Consider the following 23988-nt stretch of genomic DNA (forward strand, 5'->3'; position numbering starts at 1 on the left):
CGCGCCGTTTTTCGTAGGGCGGCGGTCTGCCGTTCCGGCGCGCTGCCATCCCTCGGCCCCGATGGGCCGCCCGCCCCTGCGGGGCGGTTTTTTCAATATGGAGAAAGAGAGTACTCAATGGAAGAAAACATGCACAAACCCGCCGAAAACAAAATGGGCGTTATGCCCGTCGGCAAGCTGGTATTCAATATGTCCCTGCCCATGATGGTTTCTATGCTGGTGCAGGCGCTGTACAACGTGGTGGACGCCTTTTTTGTGGCCCGCGTGTCGGAAAACGCTTTTACCGCGGTTTCTCTGGCCTTCCCGATTCAGATACTGATGATTGCCGTGTCCACCGGCACCGCCGTGGGCATCAACGCGCTGCTGAGCCGGGCGCTGGGCGCGGGGGATTTAAAACGGGTGAAAAAGGTGGCGCTGAACGGCGTGTTCCTCGCGGCGGTCAGCTCCCTTCTGTTCATTTTTGTCGGAGCTTTCGGCTCCGCGCCCTTTTTCCGGTCCCAGACCAATGTGGAGGAGATTGTCGCAGGCGGGATTTCCTATCTCACCATTTGCGCCTGCGGGTCCTTCGGCCTGTTTTTCGGCATTACCTTTGAGCGCCTGCTCCAGTCTACGGGCCGGACGCTTTACACCATGTTTACTCAGGGACTCGGGGCCATTATCAACATCATTTTGGACCCCATCCTGATTTTCGGTCTGCTGGGCGCGCCCCGGATGGGCGTGACGGGTGCGGCGGTGGCCACGGTTTTCGGCCAATTGTGCGGCATGGCGCTTTCCCTGTTCTTCTGCCTCACCAAAAACCCGGAGGTTCCCCTGCGGTTTAAGGGCTTTCGCCCCAGCGGCGAGCTGATTCGGGACATCTATCTCATCGGCGTGCCTTCCATCATTATGCAGGCCATCGGCTCCGTCATGGTCTACGGGATGAATCGCATCCTGATTCCCTTTACCACCACCGCAGCTTCCGTATTCGGCGCATATTTTAAGCTCCAGAGCTTTGTCTTTATGCCGGTGTTCGGCCTGAACAACGGCATGATTCCCATTGTGGCCTATAACTATGGCGCACAAAACAAGCATCGCATTTTGCAGGCGTTTAAAATAAGCCTTGCCACGGCGGCATGCATCATGGTGGCCGGAACGCTGCTGTTCTGTCTGTTCCCGGGAGAACTGCTGGCGCTGTTTGACGCTTCGGAGGAAATGCTGGCGATTGGTACGCCCGCGCTGCGGATTATCAGCCTTACCTTTCCCATGGCCGCCGTGGGCATCGCTTGCAGCGGAATGTTTCAGGCCCTTGGCAACAGCTTTCTCAGCATGCTCGTTTCTCTCACTCGTCAGCTAATTTTGCTGCTGCCCGCAGCGTGGCTGCTAAGTCTGCAAGGAGAGCTGGAGCTGATCTGGTGGGCCTTCCCCATCGCCGAGATCGCGGCTTTTGCTCTGTCCCTTGCCTTTTTCCGCTGGACCTACCACAAACACATTACCATTCTTCCGGACAAGCAGTCCTGAAAAACAAAAAAGGCGCGCCTGACGGCGCGCCTTTTTTTCAGTCCTCTAAAAATGTCTGGGGGTTCACTGCGTCTCCGTCCTTTTCCACCGCAAAGTGCAAATGAGGGGGCAGGGCGGCTTCCGCAATGGCGGTGGAGCCCACCGCTCCGATAATCTGACCGGCGGAAACCGTATCTCCGGCCTTGACGGCGGGTACAGTCTGCAAATTGGCATAGGTGGTCACATAACCGCCGTCGTGCTCGATCACCACGGTGGTCCCCATCAGGGGATTGTCCTCCACGGAGGTTACCTTTCCGGCACTGGCAGCCATCACCTGAGTCCCCACCTCGGCAGCCAGATCCACGCCCGCGTGAGTCCGCCAGTCACCCATGGTTTCATCATAGCTCAGCGCATCCACACTAAAGGCCGACACCACCGCGCCCCGCAGGGGCCAGACGATAAGGCTGGGGGCGGTGGGCTTCACCGGCGTGTCGTCCACCTCCACAGAGGGCATCTGCACCGGCGCCTGTACCGTAACACCCTGATCCGGCACCTTCAGCGTCTCCGGTTCCAGAATTTCCAGCGATGGCCCGTTGGGATCCAGATCGTCAAAGAGGTCCGCGTCCGGCGCGGCGTTGGACGCATCCGGATCCTCCCTCGCCGTGCTGCCGCCGTGAAACAAAATGGCATAGCCCGAAGCTCCCACAATCGCCAGGCTCAAGAGCAGGACTATGTAGAAGCCTGCTCCGCCCAGCACCGTTTTCGGCATATTGGGTTTGTTCATAGAAAACCGTCCTTTCCATTGGTTTACCCGCAGTATGTCCAAAGAAAGGAAAAACTATACACAAACGCAGGTACGCAAAAATTTTTGCGTACCTGCGTTTTTTACTTTATTTTATAATCAGCGTCTCGCCCGTCATCTCTTCGGGACAAGCAAGACCCATCACGTCCAGAATCGTGGGAGCAATGTCCGCCAGCTTTCCGCCACGGCGCAGCTCGCTGCCTGCGCCGCACAGGATAAAAGGCACCGGATTGGTGGTGTGGGCGGTGAAGGGGCTGCCGTCCGGCTGCTCCAGCTCCTCTGCGTTGCCGTGGTCGGCGGTGATCATGGCGATACCGCCCATTTTCAGCGTGGCATTCACCACCTTGCCCACGCACTCGTCCACAGTCTCCACGGCCTTCACCGCCGCGTCGAGCATGCCAGTGTGGCCCACCATGTCGCAGTTTGCAAAGTTCAGAACAATCACGTCGTACGCCCCGGACTCAATGCGCTCCACGCACTTCTCGCAAACCTCTGCGGCGCTCATCTCGGGCTGAAGGTCATAGGTGGGTACCTTCGGAGAGGCCACCAGCACCCGGTCCTCTCCGGGGAACACCGTCTCGGTTCCACCGTTAAAGAAGAAAGTCACATGGGCATACTTCTCCGTCTCCGCGATGCGAAGCTGGGTCATCCCCAGCGTACTGAGATACTCTCCCAGCCCGTTGCGCACGCTCAGCCGGGGAAACGCCACCTCCACATTGGGCATGGAGGCGTCATACTCCGTGGTGCACACAAAGGTCACGGGGAAATACTGGTGGGTGAAGCCGTCAAACGCGGGGTCCACCAGCGCGCGGGTCAGCTCCCGCGCCCGGTCAGGACGGTAGTTAAAGAAAATCACGCTGTCGTTGTCACCCACGGTACCCGCCTCGTCGCAGACCACCGGCTCCACAAATTCGTCCGTCACGCCCTTTTCATACGACTCCCGCACCGCGGCCACGGCATCGGGATTGGTTTCCACGCCCTCGCCGTATACCATGGCGTCATACGCCTGCTCCACCCGGTCCCAGCGTTTGTCCCGGTCCATCGCATAGTAGCGGCCCATGACGGTGGCAATTTTCCCAACGCCAAGCATGCGGCACTTTTCCACGGTCCGGGCCACAAACTCCGCGCCCGACTGGGGGGAGGTGTCCCGTCCGTCCAAAAACGCGTGGATATAGACCTTTTCAAGGCCCTTCTCCTTCGCCAGCTTCAAAAGGGCAAAGAGGTGGTCGATGTGGGAATGCACGCCGCCGTCGGACAAAAGGCCCATCAGGTGCAGGGCCGTCCCCTTTTCTGCACAGGCATTCATCGCATGAAGATAGGCTGGATTTTCAAAAAACGAGCCGTCGGCCACGGCGTTGTTCAGCCGGGGCAGGTCCTGAAACACCACCCGACCGCCGCCGATGTTGGTGTGGCCCACCTCGCTGTTGCCCATCTGCCCGGCGGGCAGACCCACGTCCAGCCCGGAGGCGGAGAGGGTAGTATGGGGAAATTCCTTAAAAAACTGATCGAGGCAGGGCGTTTTCGCCGCCCGCACCGCGTTTCCCCGCTGACTGTCGGACAAGCCGTAGCCGTCCATAATAATCAGCGTTGTGGGAGTTTTATTCATAAAAGTACCTCTTTCTGACTCAGCCGATGGTTCCGGACCCCGGCCCGGCCACATGGGGGGACGCGCCCCGCTTCCCCACCGAAAAATTGCGGCAAAGAAACACGCGGTGCGGCTTAATCCTGATTGGCTGCGTTGACAATCTCCACAAACTGCTCCGGCTTCAGGGATGCGCCGCCGATCAGCCCGCCGTCGATGTCGGGCTGGGCCAGCAGCTCCGCCGCGTTCTGGGGGGTCATAGACCCTCCGTATTGAATGGTAACGGACCGGGCGACCCGCGCCCCGTAAAGCGCGCGGATGGTGGCGCGGATATTGCCGCACACCTCGCCCGCCTGCTCTGTCGTGGCGGTTTTTCCGGTGCCAATGGCCCAGATGGGCTCGTAGGCCACGATACACCGGCGCAGCTTATCGGCGGGAACGCCGTGCAGCGCGCTTTTCACCTGAAGCGTCACCCACTCGTTTGTCACACCCATCTCCCGCTGCTCCAGGCTCTCTCCTACGCAGATAATAGGGCTCATGCCCTCGGCAAGCACGGCATGGACCTTTTTGTTTACGCCTGCGTCCGTCTCTCCGAACTTCTCCCGCCGCTCGCTGTGGCCCACAATTACGTACTTCACGCCCAAATCCCGCAGCATACCGGCGGAAATTTCCCCGGTGTAGGCGCCCTTTTCCTCAAAATAGACATTTTCCGCACCCACGGAAATCCGCAGGTCCTTAAACGCCCGCAAGGCCGCTGAAATGTTGCAGGCGGGGACGCAGATCAACGTGTCGCACCATTTGGCTCTGGGCATAATTTTCTTCATTTCCTCGGCAAACTTCTTCGTCTCAGTGGCGGTCATGTTCATTTTCCAGTTGCCGGCGATTACGGTTTTACGGTAGCGACGATTCATAGCGATACTTCCTTTTCTGTATGTTTCGGTTATTCCACAAGCATGGAGAAACGCCCGGCGGGGAAAGGCAGCTTCAAGGCTGACGGAAGGCCGGAGGAACCCGGACCGGGCAAGGCGGGCCTGAACATTTATCTGTCTTGCAGGCAGGCCACGCCGGGCAGCTCTTTGCCCTCTAAAAATTCCAGAGAGGCCCCGCCCCCCGTGGAGATATGTGTAATTCTGTCGGCATAGCCCATCTGCTCCACCGCTGCGGCGCTGTCTCCGCCGCCCACGATGCTTACCGCGCCGCTTTCCGCGATTGCCCGGGCCATGGCGCGGGTGCCCCCGGCAAACGCGTCGAACTCAAACACGCCCATAGGGCCGTTCCACACAACGGTGCCCGCGCCTGCAAGCGCGCCGCAGAAGAGTTCCACGGTCTTCGGGCCGATATCAAGGCCCATCATATCCTCGGGAATGGCGGTGACGTCCATGGCAACGGGCTGCGCGTCGGCGGAAAATTCCTTCGCCGCCAGCGTATCCACCGGCAGAAGAAGCTTCACGCCCTTTTCCCGGGCGGCGGCCAGCGTCTCAAGCGCCAGCGCCTGCTTATCTTCTTCCAGAAGAGATGTTCCAATAGAGCCGCCCTGTGCCTTTATAAAGGTATAGGCCATGCCGCCGCCGATCATCACGGTGTCGGCCTTGTTCAAAAGGTTTCCGATGACGTTAATTTTATCCGAAACCTTGGCTCCGCCCAAAACCGCCACAAAGGGCCGCTTGGGGTCGTCCAGCGCCTTGCCCATCACCTCCAGCTCCCGTGCCACCAAAAAGCCGGACACGGCGGGGAGAAACTCCGCCACACCCACGGTGGAGGCGTGGGCCCGATGAACGGAGCCAAACGCGTCGGACACAAACAGCTCCGCCATGGAGGCCAGATCCTTTGCAAGCTCCGGGTCGTTTTTCGTCTCTCCCGACTCAAACCGGGTGTTTTCCAGCAGCAGCACCTCGCCGGGCTTCAGCGCTTCGGCCTTTGCCTTCGCGTCGGGACCCACAGTGTCGGCGGCAAATATTACTTCCCTGCCCAATAGCTCCCCCAGCCGCTTCGCAACGGGGGCCAGACTCAGCTCCATTTTCCGCTCTCCCTTGGGTTTTCCCATGTGAGAGCAGGCGATGACCGCCGCGCCGTTTTCAAGCAGATATTGAATGGTGGGCAGCGCCGCCGTAATGCGCTTGTCGCTGGTGATTGCACCGGTGGCTTTATCCAGCGGCACATTAAAATCGCACCGCAGCAAAACCTTCTTGTCTCTTACATCCACGTCCCTGACGGTTTTCTTATTGTAGTTCATAAAGCATCCTCCCTCTCAATGTCGCCCGTCCAACCGGCGGGGCACAAAACCTCTCAAATCCGCAGGCGGCGCGGGCCATTCCCCTCAGGCGGGCAAAAACCCGGGGCGTCAGCGCGGTTGCGCCATCTCTCCCTCCCCCGCAAGGCCGGAAAAGCCGGTTTGGCGCAGCGCTTCATACACGCACACCGCCACGGTATTGCTCAGGTTCAGGCTTCGGGCCTCCTCCCGCATGGGAAGACGGATGCAGCGCTCTCGATGTGCCTTGCGGAAGTCCTCCGGCAGGCCCGCCGTCTCCTTTCCGAAAAACAGCCAGCAGCCGTCTCGAAACTCGGCCTCGGCATAGGAGCGGGGCGCCTTTGTGGTGGTAAGCCAGATATCCCTTGCGTCAGGATTGCGGCAAAAAAAGTCGTCCAGATTTTCGTAGTCAAAAACCTCCACCAGATGCCAGTAATCCAGCCCTGCCCGCTTCACGGCCTTGTCCGAGATGTCAAACCCCAGCGGGCGGATCAGGTGGAGACGCGCGCCGGTTGCGGCGCAGGTGCGGGCCACATTTCCGCAATTCTGCGGAATTTCAGGTTCTACCAGAACCACATTGAGCATCGAATCCCTCCATTTGCATGAACGGGTCAATTGTAATCCATAACCCGCGCAAATTCAACCTCTTTATGGGAAAAAACCGATTTTTTAGAGAAAACAACTGCAATCCCATGAGAAATTCTGCGAAATGCCGAAGTCACGGTCCGACGCTTTAAAAAACTGTTAAATTTCAACATATTTTTTGCAAAATGGTTGTTTTGCCGAAAGAGAACCAGAATTTTCTGAAACAATTTACCTACAAACACTGGATTTTCCTTAAATCTTTGCTATAATGTCTTTGCAACCAATCCTGCGGCGGAGGCCGCGGTGACCGGCGGGGCGCTTGCGCCGCCGGATTTTTCTCAGGGAGAGGATACCGATGGATCAAAAACGCGCAGTTATTTTCCTGACGGCTTCCCCGGACCCGGAGCAGAGAGAACCGCTGATGCTGAAAGACATTCTGTTTTGCCCCATCCTGTCGTGGGTGGCCCGCAAGCTGGAAGGCGACGGCGTAGAGCGGTTTTTTGTTGTCTGCGGGGCGGAGTATGCCGAAAAAGCCCGGGCCTGCTTCCCGCCGGAGGCGGATGTGGAGCTGTCGGACGCACATCCGCCCCTGCTGGACTTTGTGTCCGGCGCAGAGCGGGTGATTGTGGTGCCCCGGCCGGTGATTCCCGCGTCCCGTGCTGGCGAGGGATACGTCTATTCCGCCGAAGGCTCCGCCTTGGCGGAGGGCTGGAAATCCGCCGCCACCATTTTCTTGCAGAATGTGGACGGCGAGAAGGGCTGGATTTCCCTCAACTCTGACGAGGACATTCAAAATGTGGAGCCGCACCTGCGGAACGAGGTCGTGGGGCGGCACCTTGCAGGCGGCGTGCGGATGCTGGATCCCACCGCCGTGTATATTGACCCCCGGGTGGAGATCGGCCGGGGGAGCTTTCTCCTGCCCGGAACCATTTTGCGGGGGAACACCGTCATCGGCCGGGACTGCGTGATTGGTCCCAATTCCGTGGTGCGGGAGTGCACCGTGGGAGACGGGACGGAGATCAACGCCTCGCAAATTTTTGAATCCTCTGTTGGCAGCGGAACCCATGTGGGACCATTTGCCTACGTTCGCCCCGGCTCCGCCATTGGAGACGGTGTAAAGGTGGGCGACTTTGTAGAGGTCAAAAATTCCGTTATCGGCGACGGAACAAAAATTTCCCATCTCACCTACGTGGGCGACAGCGACGTGGGCCAGCGGGTCAACTTCGGCTGCGGCACCGTCACCACTAATTACGACGGGTTCCACAAATACCGCTGCACCATCGGGGATGATTCCTTTATCGGCTGCAACACCAATCTGGTGGCTCCGGTGCGCGTGGGAAAGGGCAGCTACATCGCGGCGGGCGCCACCATCACCAAGGACGTGCCCGACGACGCGCTGGCCGTTGCCCGGGTGCAGCAGGAAAACAAGGACGGCTGGGCCGCACGTCGGCGGAAAATGCACGGTAAATAAGCGTATAATCGGGTATAATTTTTTACAATATACTTACTACATAAGAAAGAGGGCGTTGTTATGATTTCTCACGGCAAGGACGTCAAGGTATTCTGCGGCAACTCCAATCCCCATCTCGCGGCGGATATCTGCAAATTTATGGGGACCAAACTGGGCGAGTCGGAGGTGGGTACCTTTTCCGACGGCGAGATTTTTGTCTCTCTGTATGAGACGGTCCGAGGCAGCGACGTGTTCGTGGTCCAGTCCACCTCTTCCCCCGTCAACAGCAATCTCATGGAGCTGCTCATTATGATCGACGCGCTCAAGCGCGCCTCCGCCGGACGCATCACCGCCGTGATGCCCTACTACGGCTATGCCCGGCAGGACCGCAAGGCCAAGGCCCGGGACCCCATCACCGCGAAGCTGGTGGCCAACATGCTCACCGCCGCCGGCGCGGACCGTGTGCTGACCATGGATTTGCACGCCTCTCAGATTCAGGGCTTTTTCGATATTCCCGTGGACAATCTGGCGGGCAATCCCATTTTCGTGGATTATTACGCCAAGAAGTTCGGCGCAAACTGCGAGAACATGATGGTGGTGTCTCCCGACGTTGGCAGCGTGGCCCGGGCACGGGCCTTTGCCCAGAAGCTGCATATGAATCTGGCGATTGTGGATAAGCGCCGCCAGAAGGCCAACAGCTGCGAAGTGATGAACGTCATCGGCGACGTCCGGGGTATGGACTGCATTATTTACGACGACATGGTGGATACCGGCGGGTCTTTGTGCAACGCCGCGCAGGCGCTGATCGACGTGGGCGGCGCGAAGAGCGTGTGCGCCTGCGCCACCCACGGCGTTCTCTCCGGCCCCGCCATTGAGCGCATCAATAACAGCGTCATCTCTGAGGTGGCCCTGCTTGATACCATCGCTCCCATCGACGCGGGCAAGTCCGAGCGGATCAAGTATCTTCCCGTAGCGCCTCTGTTTGCCGAGGCCATCGAGCGTATCTATCAGGAAGTTTCCATCTCCAAGCTGTTCCGCTGAGGAGAGCCCCGGCGAAACTGAATCCACAGGGCGGGGAGAGGTTCTTCCCGCCTTGTGTGTATTGAAGCTACCCAAAGTCCCCTTCCTTTTTTCACTTTTAGGATGGCGGACTTACGGAAAGAAGCACGCCGAATCCCCGCGGCCCGCTTTGGTGAGCGGCGAAAAACAGACGGATGGCCCCAAGCGGGGGTAAATTCTAATGCAAAGGGAAATAAAGCCATGTTGTTTGGAAACAAATCCTCCGGGGCGGAGTGGATTTTGGCCGGTCTTGGAAATCCCGGCGAAAAATACGCCAAGACCCGGCACAATATGGGCTTTCTCACCGTGGACCTGCTGGCAGAGAAGCAGGGGGTTAAGCTGAACAAGGTGAAGTTTAAGTCCGCATACAATATTCTGCACTTTGGCGGGGCGCGGGTTCTGGTGATGAAGCCCCAGACCTTTATGAACCTCTCCGGCGAAGCCGTGGGCGAGGCCGCCCGGTTCTATAAAATCCCCCCCGAGCGGGTGCTGGTGATTTACGACGACGTGTCTTTGCCCGTTGGAAAACTGCGGGTGCGTCCCTCCGGCTCTGCCGGCGGACACAACGGTATCAAGAGCATCATCTCTCACCTTGGCACCGATCAGTTTCCCCGTGTAAAAATCGGCGTTGGCGACCCCGGCGGAACCGCCGGGGAGCGGGACATGATCGACTGGGTGATCGGCGTCCCCTCTCAGGCCGAGCGGAAGGTTCTGCTGGAAGTATTCGGTCGGGCTATTGACGCGGCGGAATGCATCATCGGGCAGGGAGACTGCCAAAAGGCCATGAATCTCTATAACTGAAAGCCGGAGCGTCAAGCCCAATCTTGCGCCGCAGGCGCGTCAAAAAGGAACGTGTATGGAACAACTCCTGAAAAAACTGAATGAGCTTCCGGAGCTGCGGGAGGCCGTGGCCAGCCTTGAAAGCGGCAGAAGCCCCTTGGCCGTCTCCGGCCTTCAAAACGCGCACCGCGCCCTTGTGGGCGCGGCCATTTCCGCGCCTATGGACCGCCCCGCCGTCTTTTTATGCGGCGACGAGCAAGAGGTCCGGCGGCTGGCGGGGGATTTGCGCGCCATAACAGGAGCGGAGCCGGTGGTTCTGCTTGGCCGGGAGTGGCAGTTCCGGGCGGGGGCGGTGGCTTCCCGCGCGTGGGAGCAAAATCGGCTTGCCGCGCTGTACGCCCTGACCCGCGGGCACGTTTCCGTCTGCATTGCCACGGTAGACGCCCTGATGGCCCGGACCCAGCCGAAAAAGCTGCTGTCCTCCGCCACGCGGACCCTGAAGGTGGGCGGACGGCTGGATTTAAACAAACTTTCCGAGGAACTGACCGCCGCAGGCTACGCCCGCTGTGAGCAGGTGGAGGGCGTGGGACAGTTTGCCGTCCGGGGTGGGATTCTGGATGTGTTCTCCCCCCTGATGGACCAGCCGGTACGCTGTGAGCTGTTCGACGACGAGATTGACTCCATGGGTCTGTTCGACCCCGCAAGTCAGCGGCGGGTGAAAAACGTGAAATCCGCCCTGCTGCTTCCCGCCGCCGAGGTACTGCCCCATCAGGCAAACGGCGGAATCGAAGGTCTTGCCGTCTCTCTTGAAAAGGAGGCGGAAAAGCTGGAGAAAAAGGACCCGTCCTCCCCCGCCGCGTCGTCTTTGCGGATGGATGCGGCCCGTCTGCGGGACGGGGCCTCTTTAAGCGGCGCGGACCGATATCTTGCCGCCGTGTACCCCGAACCTGCCTGGGGGCTAGACTACCTCCCTCCGGACTCGTTGATCTTTTTCAGCGAGACGGCCCGTGTGGAGGAACGGGTGAAGGGATTTGTGTTGCAGGCGAAGCAGGATACGGAAGCTTTGATGGAGGCGGGCGTTCTGGCGGGGGCGTTCTCCCGTCTCAACATGACCGCCGAGGAGTTGTTTTCCCGCCTTTCGGATTTTCCCTGCGTGATGGAGACGGCGCTGCCCACCTCCCGCTATCCCATTCCCCCCAAGGTGCTGATCAACCTCACCACAAAGCAGCTTCCCTCCTACGGCGGAAGCCTTGAAACCGCAGCCGAGGACTTAAATCACTACCGGGCGGCGCAGTACGGCGTTTTGATTCTCTGCGGCGGCGAGGCCCGGGCAAAGAATTTACTGCGGCTGCTGGAGGACCGAAGCATTCCCGCCGCGCTGGACCTGCGCAACGCCGCCATGCCGGCCCCGGGCGAGGTGCGCCTGACTTCCGGAACGCTGAACGCGGGCAGCGAGTGGCCCCAGCTTCGCCTCGCGGTGCTGACGGAGGGGCAGCTCGCCCCCGCCGCCCAGAAGCGGCGCAAGCTGAAGCAGGACTCTGGACGGCAGAAGCTTCAGTCCTTTACGGACCTCTCTCCCGGTGATCTGGTGGTTCACGCCCAGCACGGCGTGGGCCGGTTCTCGGGCATCCGGAGGATGCCCGTAGACGGCGTGGAAAAGGACTATATCAAAATCGACTACGCCGCCGGAGACTGCCTGTACGTACCGGTGACGGCGCTGGATCAGGTGAGCAAGTACATCGGCGGCGGCGAGGACGACGGACGCGCCCGGCTGAACAAGCTGGGCGGAACGGAGTGGGCCCGATCCAAATCCAAAGCTAAAGCGGCGGCAAAGGATCTTGCCAAGGGCCTGATCGCCCTATACGCCGCGCGGCAAAAGCAGCCCGGCTTCGCCTTTTCGCCCGATTCCCCGTGGCAGCAGGAATTTGAGGACGCATTTCCCTATCCGGAAACGGACGACCAGCTTCGGGCCATTGAGGAGATCAAGGCAGACATGGAGCGGCCCCGGCCCATGGAGCGGCTGCTGTGCGGCGACGTGGGCTATGGCAAGACAGAGGTGGCTTTGCGAGGCGTGATGAAATGCGTGCTGGACGGAAAACAGGCGGCGATTCTGGTGCCCACCACCATTCTGGCCCAGCAGCACTATGCCACTGCCATGAGCCGCTTTGCGGGCTTTCCCGTCAGTGTGGAGGTCCTGTCCCGGTTTACCTCCCCCAAGGAACAAAAGCGCATTCTAGAGGCCGCCCGCACCGGCGGCGTGGATGTGCTGATTGGCACCCACAAGCTGCTGCAAAAGTCCATGCAGTTTAAAAATCTGGGGCTTCTGGTAATTGATGAGGAGCAGCGCTTCGGCGTGACCCATAAGGAGCGGCTGCGGGAGCTTGCCCAGCAGGTGGACACCCTCACCCTCTCCGCCACCCCCATTCCCCGGACGCTGAACATGGCCCTGTCGGGCCTGCGGGATATGAGCACCATTGAGGAACCGCCCGCCGACCGCCAGCCGGTGCAGACCTATGTGCTGGAGCACGACTGGCAGATCGTGACGGATGCCATCCGCCGGGAGCTGAGCCGGGGCGGGCAGGTCTACTACCTCCACAACCGGGTGGACTCCATTTCCACCACCGCCGGGCGGCTGCAAAAGCTTTTGGGGCCGGAGGTCCGCATTGCCGTGGGCCACGGGAAAATGTCAGAGCGTGAGCTGTCCGATGTGATGCGCCAGATGGTGGACGGCGAAGCGGACATGCTGGTGTGCACCACCATCATCGAAACAGGCATTGATATCTCAAACGTGAATACACTGGTGATTGAGGACGCGGACCGGATGGGACTTGCCCAGCTCCACCAGCTTCGCGGACGCATTGGCCGCAGCACCCGGCGGGCCTATGCATACCTCACCTACCGCCAGGGCAAAATTTTGCAGGAGACGGCAGAAAAGCGCCTTGGCGCCATCCGGGAATACGTGGAGTTCGGCTCCGGGTTTAAAATCGCCATGCGGGATTTGGAAATCCGGGGCGCGGGCAATTTGCTGGGGCCGGAGCAGTCCGGGTACATGATGAGCGTTGGCTACGACATGTATCTCAAGCTTTTGGAGGAGGCGGTGCTGGAGGAGCAGGGCGTGCAGCCTGTCCGCGCGGCGGAATGTTCTGCCGACTTGACGGTGAACGCCCACCTGCCGGAACGGTATGTCCCCTCGGCGGAGCAGCGGATGGATTTGTACCGCCGCATCGCCGCAATCCGCACGCCGGAGGATTCCGGCGAACTCTTGGACGAACTGATGGACCGCTACGGCGACCCGCCAAAGCCCGTGCTGGCACTTCTGGACGTGGCGCTGCTGCGAGCGGCGGCGCAGTCCGCCGGAGTCACGGATTTGAGCCAGAAGGGCGAACGGCTGCGGCTGGAGCTGGGGGTATTCCATCCGGAAGCACTGGCGGCGGTATGCGCCCTGCCGAAGTACCGGCGGCTTTTAACCTTAAGCGCCGGGGACATCCCCATGCTGACCCTGCAATTGCGCCCAGGCGCGGACGTGCTGGAAACAGCGTCCGCGCTGGTGGAGGACCTGCGCCTTGCGGCGGAGGATACGAAAGAAAAGGAGAACGGCTATGTCTGAGGAAAAGGACCGGAAGGAGCTGCCTGAAAAGGTGGAAAAGTCCGAAGCGGCAGAGAAGCCCACTATGACGGAAAAGCCCGAAAAGGCGAAAAAGCGGACGAAGCCCGTCAACGAGCGCGGCAGAACTCCCTTTGGCAGATTTCTGCGCAACTATGGATACTTGTTCATCACCGTATTTGTGATGCTGGCGCTGTTCCGGGGGATTTTCCTTTTGGGCTTTGTCACCAGCGGGTCCATGGAAACCACCCTGCCCACCCACTCCGTGTTTCTGAGCTGGCATTTGAGCTATGCGTTGGGTGACCCTGCGCCTGAACGGGGGGATATTGTTCTCTTTGACAGCGACGAGCTGGGCCAGACGCTGGTGAAGCGGGTGGTGGGCCTGCCGGGGGAAACCGTCTCCTTTTATGACGGCAATGTGCTGATTGACGGCACAGAACTGGAAGAGCGTTATCTTCCCGTAAAGGGGATCACCTATTCCCGCGGGGAAACCGACAGCTTCACCGTGCCGGAGGGCTGCGTTTTCCTGCTGGGCGACCATCGGGATGACTCTTTGGACAGCCGCTTCTGGCAGGACCCCTTTGTTCCCGCATCCAATATTCGCGCCCGGGCGCTGGCCGTCGTCTCCCTGTGGCCGGGCAATACGTGGCTCGGCGTGCGCCGGGTGGGCTAAGTGCGCCCGCCTGCTCCGCCGGGAGGAAGGAGCAGGCATATGAAACGGGCGTTTGCGGCCCTGCTTGCGGTGATGACACTGCTGAGCGGCTGCGGCAAAAAAGCGGAGGAACCGGCGGGCCTTTATTATGAGGCGTCAGGCATTGCGCCGGAGGCGGTGCTTTTGACCGTGGACGGCCGGGAGGTCCCGGCGGCGCGGTATTTCTACTGGCTGACCGCCGACTGCGACTATCTGGCGGAGCAGGCGGGCGGCGAGCCGGACTGGTCCGCCGACGCGGGCGGGCAGACCTTGGACGACTATGTGAAGCGGCAGGCACTGGAGGCCACAGTGTTTTACGACACAGTGGAGGCTTTGGCACAGACCCAGGGCTGCGTGCTGACGGCGGAAAATCTTGCCGCAATGGATTCGGACTGGGCCGCGCAGGCCGCGGAATACGGCGGTGAGGACGCGTATCTGGATATTCTGACGCAAATGGGCCTTGACCGGGCAGGCGCACAGCTTCTGACCGCCGACTATTATCTTTATGAGCAGCTCCGGGCCCTGTCTCTGGCGGGAGAAAACGAGCTGTCTCCCGCCGACGGAGTCGTCAGCAGCTTTGCCGCGTCCGCCGGGGTTTACTCTGCCGACGTGCTGGTATTCCCCAACGCGGATTTGGCGGCTGCCGCCCTGTCCGACTTAGAACAGGACCCTGACAAGGACCCGGCGACGCTGAAGGACGGGGTATACTCCACCGTCACCGCCGCCGTGGGCGACGGGACGCTGCCCTCGGCCGCCGAGCAGGCACTGAAGGGGCTGGAGCAGGGCCGGTGGAGCAACCCTGTGGAGACGGAGGGCGGCGTGTATCTGCTGCGGCTCTTGCCCACGGATATGGATGCGGCGGCAGGTCTTTGGTTTGATTTTCATATTCAGTCTCTGGCAGCGGGGACGCAGGTGGTTTCGGCGAAAGAATATGAGGACTTCACCGCCGCTTCGTTTTATAAAAATCTCAGTGCAGCAAGGACCGCTAAGAGCTGAACGCCGGGTTTCCCGGCGAATAAAACAGAATAATTTTTTGAAATCTCTTCCATTTTCGTCACCTTGACGAAAATGGAAGAGATTTTGTCAAAAGTTTAACAAATATTTTGAAAGTGCCTCTTTTACCATTGACGGACAGGCAAATCTTCTCTATAATAAAGTCAACAGCAGTTAGGAGTGGGCTCTTCGGAAGGGTCCTGACGGAGATGTCAGGGCTATCCGGCGCGCCCCTCCGCCGCCGCGTTTCCGGGGAATTTCCCTATGTCCAAAGCGGCTTTTGCCGCGCAAGAATTTATTTGAAAAATGGAGGAACATCATGAAAGAACTTTATGTCGTGAATTGCTGCCGTACAGCCATCGGTTCTTTTGGCGGAGCCTTGAAGGGCGTTCCCGCCGCCGACCTTGGAGCCATCGTGGTTAAGGAAGCCCTAAACCGCGCAGGCGTAAAGCCCGAGCAGGTGGATGAGGTCATGTTCGGCTGCATCCTTACCGCAGGCCTGGGCCAGAACGTGGCCCGGCAGGTAGCCGTCAAGTCCGGCATTCCCTATGCCGTTCCCGCCTACACCGTGGGCATGGTCTGCGGCTCCGGTATGAAGTCTGTCATCGAGGGTGCACGCTCCATTTTGGCCGGCGACTCCGACGTGGTGGTCTGCGGCGGCACGGAGAACATGTCCGCTGCTCCCTACGTGGCTCCCGATGCCCGCTGGGGCGCCCGCATGGGCGACAAGAAGCTGGTGGACTCCATGATCAAGGACGGCCTGTGGGACGCATACAACAACTACCACATGGGCACCACCGCTGAGAACATCTGCGACGTGTGGGGCATTACCCGCAAGGAGCAGGACGAGTTTTCCGTCTCCTCCCAGCAGAAGTGCGAAGCCGCGCAGGCCGCCGGCAAGTTCGACGACGAGATTGTCGCCGTCCCCGTGAAGGTCAAGAAGGACTTTGTGGACTTCAAGAAGGACGAATTCCCCCGCGCCGGCACCACCATGGAGGGCGTGGTGAAGATGAAGGGCGCCTTCCCCGTGGGGCCCGAGTCCCCCAATCCCCAGGTGGTACATACCTTTGAGCTGACCGGCGCGCAGGAAACCGACGACAAGGGCACTCCCCGCGTCACCGCCGCTTCCGCCTCCGGCATCAACGACGGCGCGGCCGCCATCGTGTTGGCCTCCGGCGAGGCTGTGAAGAAATACGGCCTGAAGCCCATGGCCAAGCTCATTGGCTGGGGTCAGGGCGGCGTGGATCCCAAGATCATGGGCGTGGGCCCCGTCCCCGCTTCCCGTCAGGCCATGGAAAAGGCCGGCGTTTCCATCGAGGACATTGATCTGGTTGAGGCCAACGAGGCTTTCGCCGCCCAGTCCATCGCCGTGGCGCGCGAGCTGAAGTTTGACATGAGCAAGGTCAACGTCAACGGCGGCGCCATCTCTCTGGGCCACCCCGTGGGCGCTTCCGGCGCGCGGATCATCGTCACTCTGCTCCACGAGATGAAGAAGCGGGACGACGCGAAGAAGGGCCTTGCCACCCTGTGCATCGGCGGCGGCATGGGCGTTGCCACCATCTTCGAGAAGTGCTGATTTTTTAAGCTGAGGCGTTTACATCAAGCAGGGCTGCGGCGATACGCCGCAGCCCTGCTCTTTTTGCGTCTGCCTTTCCAGCTTTGCCGCCATGAACTATTCTCACTTGGCGGTAAGTTCCGTGGGTGCTTTAGGTAAAGCTTCGGAAGCGGACGCGGGGCCGTCTGCGGAAATCGGGCCTAATGGAAAGGTTGGACCACGGCAAGCGCCGTCCGCATGTTGTCTGGGCGGTAGCCATTGCCACGTCACTCCGCGAAAATCTCCGCCAGAAGCGCCATGGCCTGCGGTAGATGGTCTCGCTCCAACCCCGCATAATTTACCACCAGCGTGTGGTCAAATTCCGCCTTTCGCCGCTGGCTGTATTCCGATAAAAAGCCCAGCCGCACGCCCATCGCCCGGGCCCTTGCGTCCAGTTCTTGGTCGCTCCGGTTTGTATCCAGCCGCAGTAAAAAGTGAAGCCCCGCCCCCTGCTCCGCAATGTGGACCCGACCAGCAAAAGGACTGCGCCGGAATGCCTCCAGCACTGCGGCACGGCGGGAGCGGTACTCCGTCCGCATCCGGGCGAGGTGCCGTTCGTAGTACCCCTGCTCCAAAAACCGGGCCAGCACAAACTGCTCTGTCGCCGGAACTGTGCAGGCGTAAAACCCCAGCTTTTGGCGGTACTGCTCCAAAAGTCTTGGCGGCAGCACCGCAAACCCCATCCGCATGGACGGGGCGATGGTCTGAGAAAAAGTGTTCAGGTACGCCACCCGGCCCCCACCGTCAATGCTTTGCAGAGGCGGAATGGGTCGCCCGGTAAAGCGCAGCTCGCTGTCATAGTCGTCCTCAATAATTACGCCGTCCTTCTCCTCCGCCCAGTGCAGCAGCTCCTGCCGCCGCCGGATGGGCGTTACCAACCCGGTGGGGTACTGGTGCGCCGGGGACAGATGTGCCGCCCGTGCGCCGGAGGTCCACAGGGCGGCAGGGTTCATTCCCTCTCCGTCCAGCGGCAGCGGGACGCAACGCACGCCGCTGTTTTCATATACCTGCCGAATTTTTTGATAGCCCGGGTCCTCCACCGCCAGCACCGCGTCCCGGCCCAGAAGCTGGGCCAGCAGGATGTAAAGATACTCCGCCCCCGCGCCCACTACGATCTGCTCCGGCGCGGCATGCAGGCCCCGATAGTCCCGCAAGTCTGTGCAGATGGCCCTCCGCAGGGCCAGAAGCCCCTGATTGGGCAGGGGCGAGAGAATCGCCGCCCCTTCCTCCGCCAGCACCTGACGCGTCAATCGTGCCCACGCCGCCAGCGGAAACCGGGCAGCGTCTACCCGGTTTGTTTTCAGGTCCAACTTCCATTCCGACTCCGGCGGCATGTCCGCCCTAGGAACATCCTCTGTGGTCGGCTGCGCCGGAAGCGCGCCCCGCACGGTACTCCGGGCTACCTGCACCACAAAAAAACCGCTGCGCGGTCGGGCGCAGACATAGCCCTCCGCTTCAAGCTGCTGGTATGCCCCCTCCACCGTGATAATCGACACACCCAGATGCGCCGCCAGCGCCCGCTTGGAGGGAAGCTTCTCCCCCACAGCCAGCGCACCTGAAAGGATGTCCTCCCGAATACGGCGATAAAGATATTCATACAGCGTCAGGCCGCCCCGGTCCTCCATCGAATAGGTCAGCATTGACTTTTCCTCCATCTGAACTTATCGAAATTTTAAAATGTGGGTATTTTAATCATACCATACACCAGCTATAATCAGCTCAATTGATACCGGAGGGAGTCAGAGAATATGGAAAACGGGTTTGGAACGGAGCATTTTCCCGCCGTGGACAGACGTGTCCGCAGCATTGTCACCGCCGCGCTTTTGGCCGCGCTGGCCTGCGCCGCCACCATGGTCATCCGCATCCCCTCTCCCACGGGGGGCTATCTGAATCTGGGCGACACGGTGGTTCTGCTGGGGGCCTTTTTGCTGGGTCCGTGGGCAGGTGCGCTGGCAGGGGGCATCGGCTCCGCCATGGCCGACGCGCTGTCCGGCTACATGGTCTACGTTCCCGCCACGCTGGTAATCAAATCCGTGGTGGCTTTGACCTCCGGGTTTTTGTATCGCTCTTTGCGAAACCGCACCGGTGGCATGATTTTCGCTGCCCTCGGGGGAGAGATTCCCATGGTGGCGGGCTACTGGCTGTTCGACGCGCTGCTGCTGCAAAGCTGGGTCGGCGCTGTCGCAGGAATCCTCGGCAATTTGGTGCAGGCGGGCTTTGGCGTTGCAGTCTCCGTTTTTCTGGCGGCGGCGCTGCGGAAAAGCGGCTTTGTGCGAAGCAGGTTCCCAAATCTCTAAGCCCCACCACGGTTCAGTCGTGGGCGCGGCAAAAGGGCGGCATCCGATAGCAAGCGCAAGCAGTAAAAATCAAAACAGGCGCGGAACAGATATCATCTGTTCCGCGCCTTTGCTTTGGAGGCAGTGTACAGTGCAATTCTCTTAATACTTCAATTTTTTGTTCATATTATTAGACGAATGCTCTTGCGCCTTTTAATTTCGTGTGATATCTTATTATCTAGCTAAAGCATTAGCGCGTTACCATTTATTCCAATACATTTTAACCACATCATCTTTGCGGGGAGGAAATTGATCATGGTCCAGCCATCGGAAATTCAGGCGGCGGTCCGCGCAGACGCGGAGGACGCACAGCAGCTTGTCAGGCAGCTTTTTGACTACGCAGAGCTTCCCTACCATGAGGTGCAGTCCAGCGCAGCCATGGCGAAGCTGCTGGAGCGGGCAGGCTTTGAAGTGGAGTATCCCTTTTTTCAAGAGAAGCTGGGATATGGCACGGCCTATCGCGCCACGCTGAAAAACGGCGAGGGCCCAAAGGTGGCCTTTTTGGCAGAGTACGATGCTTTACCAGTCATTGGCCACGGCTGTGGCCATAATCTCCATGGTCCCCTTTCCGTGCTGGCGGGTCTTGCCATGGTGCGGCTGAAGGACAGCTTTTCCGGCACGGTGCAGGTGATCGGCACCCCGGCAGAGGAGGAAAACGGGGCAAAAATTCCTATGGCCACGGACGGTGTATTCGACGATCTGGACCTGGCGGTGATGATGCATAGCTTCAGTGGCGGCGTGTCCTGCCCGGATATGGACGTTTTAAGCCTGCGGTGCTATGTGGCGGAGTTTTACGGACGGGAAGCCCACGCGGTCGCCGGTCCCTGGGCAGGCGCCAGCGCTCTGGCAGCGGCACGGAAGTTTTTGGATTTGGTGGACGCCCGGCGGGAGAGTTTTACCCGGGACGTGCGGTTCAATGCCGTTTTGCTGGAAGGGGGCAGCTTTCCCAACACCATCCCCGGCTACGCGAAAATCCGGCTGGAGTTCCGCACAGACTCCCGGGGCAAGCTGGCGGAGATGGATCGCATTGTCCGCCGCTGCGCCGAGGGCGCGGCCATGGCTATGGACTGCACTGTCACCTTCACCCCCGGCCTTCTGGACTTTGACGACATGGTGCGGGTGAACGCGCTTGAAGCAGAGACGGCCCGTCTGCTTGCGGAGAACGGGGAAACCGTGGGAGAGATTCTCCCCCCCTCCGGGTCTTCGGACCTTGGCAACGTTAGCTACCGCTGTCCCTCTATCCAGCCCCTCATTTCCATTACAGACGAGCCCCTTGCCCTCCATACAGAGAAAATGCGGGACGCAACGCTCCTGCCCGCCGCCCACCGGGCCATGGAGCGGGGTGCCTGCACACTGGCGGGGCTTGCCCTGCGGGTCTTAAACGACGAAGCATTCCGCACCGCCGTGCGCAGCGACTTTCAGCAGGCGCTGAAGCAAAAGGGCTGAACATGATTTGGGAGAAGGAGAATTGATTTATGGGAGAGACACTGGTAAAAAAGAAGCGGCGGCTGGAAATGCCCCACATTTACGTACTGCTGATGAGCATTATCGCCATCTGCACAATTCTTACATGGATTCTTCCCGCCGGGGAATTTGAACGGAACGGCAAACTGATCCTCGCCGGAACCTATCACGCGGTGGAAAGCTCTCCCGTGGGGCTGTTTGAAATGCTTCGCTGCGTGTACAACGGCTTTGTTGACGCGGGCGGCGTGCTGTTTTTTGTGTTTATCGCTTATGCCTCCATCGGCTTGATTATTTCCACCGGCGCATTTAACGGACTGGTGGCTGGGTTGCTGCGGATTCTGAAAGGCAAGCTGCGGGCGCTGATCATCCCCATTTTTATCACGCTGATCGGCTTTGCATCTTCCACTATTGGGGTGTTTGAGGAGATGTTCCCCTTTATCCCCATTTTCGTCGGCATTGCTTTGGCTATGGGATACGACGCCATCGTGGGGCTTGCCATTGTGGCTCTTGGCACGGGGCTGGGCTATTCCGGCGCGTTTATGAATCCTTTTACCGTGGGCACAGCCCAGAGTATTGCGGGCTTGCAGGTGATGTCGGGCTGGGACTTCCGTATTTTCTGCCACCTTTCCATGATTGTGGTTGCCTCAATCTACACAGTGCGTTATGCTCTGAAAATTCAGGCAGACCCAACCAAAAGTTTGATGTACGGCGCATCCGGCGGCATTCAAGCGGATAAGAACGTGGAAAGCCACGCCTTCGGTCTGCGGGAAAAGCTGGTGCTGCTGGTGCTGCTTGCGGGCATCGTGGTTATTGTCATCGGAACCAAGGACTACGGCTGGTATTTTGAAGAGCTGGCCGCTGTGTTTTTGCTGATGGGCCTCATCAGCGCCGCCATCATGGGCTGGTCCCCCAACAAAATCGCCGACCTGATTGCCAAGAGCTTTACGGACATTGCCATGGCCTGCATGATGATCGGCCTTGCCCGTGGCATTTTGATGGTCCTTCAGGCGGGCAACATTATCGACACCGTGGTGTACGGCATGTCCATACCCCTGTCCTACCTGCCCCGGTGGCTGGCCGGAGAAGCCATGCTGTTAGTCCAGACCCTTTTGAACTTTGTGATTCCCTCCGGCTCCGGCCAGGCGGTGGTCAGCATGCCCATCATGGCCCCCCTGTCCGATCTTCTGAATATTCCCCGACAGGTGGCAGTGCTGGCCTTCCAATTTGGCGATGGCCTGTCCAACATCCTCTGGCCCACCGCTTCAGCCCCCATTGTATGCGGCATTGCAGGTGTAAAGGTGGAAAAATGGTGGAAATGGTTTGTCCCCCTGTTCGGGCTGCTGCTGCTGACCCAAATGGCACTGGTGGCCATTGCCCTTGCAATCAACTTTTCCTGAGAGAACGCAATGCTCAGCGTAAACGCACCCGGGAGCCTGCCTTTTAGCAGACTCCCGGGAGTAAATTTATTTTACGTGGTATCCTTCGCTCCCTGAGGAAGGACCTTTACATCCCGTACATTGATATCGGTATATACAACACTGTCAAAATGATATTGGTCGCCCAGTAAATTTCCCCGCACCTGCGAGTCAAAGTTCATATGGATTTCTACGGGTACCCACAACTGCGAATTTGCATCCCGAAAGGTTGCGCGGACAATCCCGTTTCGTCTGACTTTTTCAAAAAGCCCCGGCGGAACATAGCTGGCGGATGCCGGGAGAAACGTATCGTCCTGAAACAGCATTGCTCTGGGCGCACCTTCATAATTTACAATTTGAAGCAAATTGTCTTCAATCTCTGTGGTCACGGGAAAAATTGATCTTCCATAGTATTCGTTTGTGATACCGTCATAAATGTCTATACGCGGTGCTGCGACCCTGTCAAACACGGGCATACACTCCTTTCATAACCCAGTGTATTCAATAAGCACCCGTTTGATATCCTCCACACGAGACAGACGCCGCCCGAAAATTTGCCCGGAGCGGTAAATTTTTATCCGATGCGTTTGTTTGCCCTCAATACGGGATTGTTCAGCCTCTTCTTCAGCCCACCTGCGTAAGTACGGCCTCCGGGTGCGTTTTACTTGACAGCTTCCGGAATCCTGTGCCATAATAGAAGTTAGTTAAAACTAATCGCCAAAATGACGGGAGGAAACTACCATGGATGCTGTATTGTTCAAAGCGAAAGTCAAGGCGGGAAAGGAAGCCGTTGCCCGCGAATGGATTGATTTTTTAACGGCCAACAAGGAAAAGGGCGAGGAAACCCTTAAAAACGAGCGAGAGCACCTTGAGGTCTACTTTATGAGTGAAGAGGGCGGCATCAGCTATATTTACATGTTTGTTCTCGCCGATGATCTTCAATATGCGAATCAGGTCGCGGCACAAAGCGGCAACCCGTTGGACAAGAAACACTTTGAATATATGGCCGAGTGCATCGATGTGGAAAGCGCCGTGCAAATTGCACCAGAGCTGATTCTGGGCGATCTGTCCGTCTTTGGAGAAAGCTGATACGCCCTGACTAAAATTCCGGTGCGCCGGGGCGGCTTGCGCAGGCCCGCAAGGGCTGCCCCCAGGTCAATCCTTGCTCTTGAAATTACAGGCTGCCGCGCTTTTTATACTTTTCCAAGTCTTCGTTCCTTGTGGTGAACAAGGTTTTTCACATATGTTCTTCAAAATATGCATCCGGTTTCTCCACGGAACAGTTGAACATCGCCTTATGATGATGTATGATAGTAAAAAGATTTGAGACATATAAAAAGGGGGAATCACCATGCCGTGGACGCCGAATCTCTCCGTTGGGGTCAGGGAAATTGACGATCAGCACAAGCTTCTGTTTGAAAAAGCCGAGCTGCTTTTTGAAGCGGGAAAACGAAATCAGGCCAAAGAATACATAGGCGAGCTGCTGGAATTTCTGGACAGCTACACCAAAAAACATTTTGCCGATGAAGAGAGCTATATGCAGCGCATTCACTATCCGGGTTATGCGGAGCAAAAGGCCGCGCACACCGCTTTCATCGCCCAACTGCAAAAGCTGCGCAGCGATTACGCCGCCTCAGGAGGCAACATTCTGGTGATCATCAGCGCCAATCAAATCGTGGTGGACTGGCTGACAAAACACATCTCCAACATGGACAAAAAGATTGGCGAATTTGCAAAAACGCAGGGAAAATAAAATGTTAAACATCTGCCGTGCCGGAATTTGGGCACGGCAGATGTTTTATCCCTGTGCAAAGCAACCTATCCTCCACAGAAAGCCACAAGACAGCAGGCCAAAGGGCCTGCTGTCTTGTATAAGGAATTCGCCCACACCGCCCCGTGGGAAAATGAA

General features: G+C 58.9%; 20 protein-coding genes. 13 read left to right on the forward strand and 7 right to left on the reverse strand.

What is annotated here, in order from left to right; genetic code table 11:
* Positions 1-117: 117 nt before the first annotated feature.
* The gene (locus B2W96_RS05345; RefSeq protein ID WP_293009254.1) at positions 118-1497 is read left to right on the forward strand and encodes an MATE family efflux transporter; all 1380 of its coding nucleotides are present in this window, start codon (positions 118-120) and stop codon (positions 1495-1497) included.
* 37 nt (positions 1498-1534) lie between these two features.
* Here the strand turns inward: B2W96_RS05345 and B2W96_RS05350 are convergent, their stop codons facing one another.
* From B2W96_RS05350 to B2W96_RS05370, 5 genes are all read right to left on the reverse strand, one after another.
* Entirely contained in the window at positions 1535-2260 is a 726-nt protein-coding gene (locus B2W96_RS05350) for a M23 family metallopeptidase (protein ID WP_293009255.1), read from the reverse strand.
* A 106-nt stretch (positions 2261-2366) separates the two neighbouring features.
* Positions 2367-3884 (reverse strand): 2,3-bisphosphoglycerate-independent phosphoglycerate mutase, encoded by a 1518-nt coding sequence (gene gpmI / locus B2W96_RS05355; protein ID WP_293009256.1) that lies wholly within the window; start codon positions 3882-3884, stop codon positions 2367-2369.
* A gap of 113 nt (positions 3885-3997) precedes the next feature.
* Complete coding sequence (gene tpiA / locus B2W96_RS05360) at positions 3998-4771, reverse strand: triose-phosphate isomerase (RefSeq protein ID WP_293009257.1); 774 nt, start codon at positions 4769-4771, stop codon at positions 3998-4000.
* 128 nt (positions 4772-4899) lie between these two features.
* Entirely contained in the window at positions 4900-6093 is a 1194-nt protein-coding gene (locus B2W96_RS05365) for a phosphoglycerate kinase (protein WP_293009258.1), read from the reverse strand.
* 108 nt (positions 6094-6201) lie between these two features.
* Positions 6202-6693, reverse strand: a complete 492-nt coding sequence (locus B2W96_RS05370; RefSeq protein WP_293009259.1) for a tRNA (cytidine(34)-2'-O)-methyltransferase — start codon at positions 6691-6693, stop codon at positions 6202-6204.
* A 355-nt stretch (positions 6694-7048) separates the two neighbouring features.
* Between B2W96_RS05370 and B2W96_RS05375 the strand changes: the two genes are divergently transcribed.
* From B2W96_RS05375 to B2W96_RS05405, 7 genes are all read left to right on the forward strand, one after another.
* Positions 7049-8164, forward strand: a complete 1116-nt coding sequence (locus B2W96_RS05375; protein WP_293009260.1) for a DapH/DapD/GlmU-related protein — start codon at positions 7049-7051, stop codon at positions 8162-8164.
* 60 nt (positions 8165-8224) lie between these two features.
* On the forward strand, positions 8225-9184 hold the full coding sequence (locus B2W96_RS05380; RefSeq protein ID WP_293009261.1) for a ribose-phosphate pyrophosphokinase: 960 nt from the start codon (positions 8225-8227) through the stop codon (positions 9182-9184).
* 219 nt (positions 9185-9403) lie between these two features.
* A complete protein-coding gene (pth, locus tag B2W96_RS05385) occupies positions 9404-10003 on the forward strand; it encodes an aminoacyl-tRNA hydrolase (protein ID WP_293009262.1) in 600 nt (199 codons plus the stop codon).
* Between the two features lie 55 nt (positions 10004-10058).
* Positions 10059-13589 carry a transcription-repair coupling factor gene (gene mfd / locus B2W96_RS05390; protein WP_293009263.1) on the forward strand — a complete coding sequence of 1177 codons (3531 nt, stop codon included), beginning with the start codon at positions 10059-10061 and terminating at the stop codon, positions 13587-13589.
* Entirely contained in the window at positions 13582-14259 is a 678-nt protein-coding gene (gene lepB / locus B2W96_RS05395) for a signal peptidase I (protein ID WP_293009264.1), read from the forward strand. The genes mfd and lepB overlap by 8 nt, the downstream gene beginning before the upstream one ends.
* A 39-nt stretch (positions 14260-14298) precedes the next feature.
* Complete coding sequence (locus tag B2W96_RS05400) at positions 14299-15273, forward strand: peptidylprolyl isomerase (protein ID WP_293009265.1); 975 nt, start codon at positions 14299-14301, stop codon at positions 15271-15273.
* Positions 15274-15589: 316 nt separating this feature from the next.
* The gene (locus B2W96_RS05405) at positions 15590-16846 is read left to right on the forward strand and encodes an acetyl-CoA C-acetyltransferase (RefSeq protein ID WP_293009266.1); all 1257 of its coding nucleotides are present in this window, start codon (positions 15590-15592) and stop codon (positions 16844-16846) included.
* Positions 16847-17091: 245 nt separating this feature from the next.
* Here the strand turns inward: B2W96_RS05405 and B2W96_RS05410 are convergent, their stop codons facing one another.
* The gene (locus tag B2W96_RS05410) at positions 17092-18504 is read right to left on the reverse strand and encodes a PLP-dependent aminotransferase family protein (protein ID WP_293009267.1); all 1413 of its coding nucleotides are present in this window, start codon (positions 18502-18504) and stop codon (positions 17092-17094) included.
* A gap of 108 nt (positions 18505-18612) precedes the next feature.
* Between B2W96_RS05410 and B2W96_RS05415 the strand changes: the two genes are divergently transcribed.
* From B2W96_RS05415 to B2W96_RS05425, 3 genes are all read left to right on the forward strand, one after another.
* On the forward strand, positions 18613-19161 hold the full coding sequence (locus tag B2W96_RS05415) for an ECF transporter S component (RefSeq protein WP_293009268.1): 549 nt from the start codon (positions 18613-18615) through the stop codon (positions 19159-19161).
* A gap of 294 nt (positions 19162-19455) precedes the next feature.
* Positions 19456-20646: an amidohydrolase gene (locus B2W96_RS05420; RefSeq protein ID WP_293009269.1), complete on the forward strand. Its 1191-nt coding sequence runs from the start codon at positions 19456-19458 to the stop codon at positions 20644-20646.
* A 29-nt stretch (positions 20647-20675) separates the two neighbouring features.
* Positions 20676-22061, forward strand: a complete 1386-nt coding sequence (locus B2W96_RS05425) for a YfcC family protein (RefSeq protein ID WP_293009270.1) — start codon at positions 20676-20678, stop codon at positions 22059-22061.
* A gap of 71 nt (positions 22062-22132) precedes the next feature.
* Here B2W96_RS05425 and B2W96_RS05430 read toward each other — a convergent pair whose 3' ends face one another.
* Entirely contained in the window at positions 22133-22468 is a 336-nt protein-coding gene (locus B2W96_RS05430; protein ID WP_293009271.1) for a hypothetical protein, read from the reverse strand.
* A gap of 352 nt (positions 22469-22820) precedes the next feature.
* Between B2W96_RS05430 and B2W96_RS05435 the strand changes: the two genes are divergently transcribed.
* Both B2W96_RS05435 and B2W96_RS05440 read left to right on the forward strand, forming a co-directional pair.
* Complete coding sequence (locus B2W96_RS05435) at positions 22821-23168, forward strand: DUF6176 family protein (protein ID WP_293009272.1); 348 nt, start codon at positions 22821-22823, stop codon at positions 23166-23168.
* 262 nt (positions 23169-23430) lie between these two features.
* Positions 23431-23832 (forward strand): bacteriohemerythrin, encoded by a 402-nt coding sequence (locus tag B2W96_RS05440; protein ID WP_293009273.1) that lies wholly within the window; start codon positions 23431-23433, stop codon positions 23830-23832.
* Positions 23833-23988: the final 156 nt, after the last annotated feature.

Source organism: Oscillibacter sp. UBA6647, assembly GCA_002455655.1.
Taxonomy (GTDB): Bacteria; Bacillota; Clostridia; order Oscillospirales; family Oscillospiraceae; genus Oscillibacter.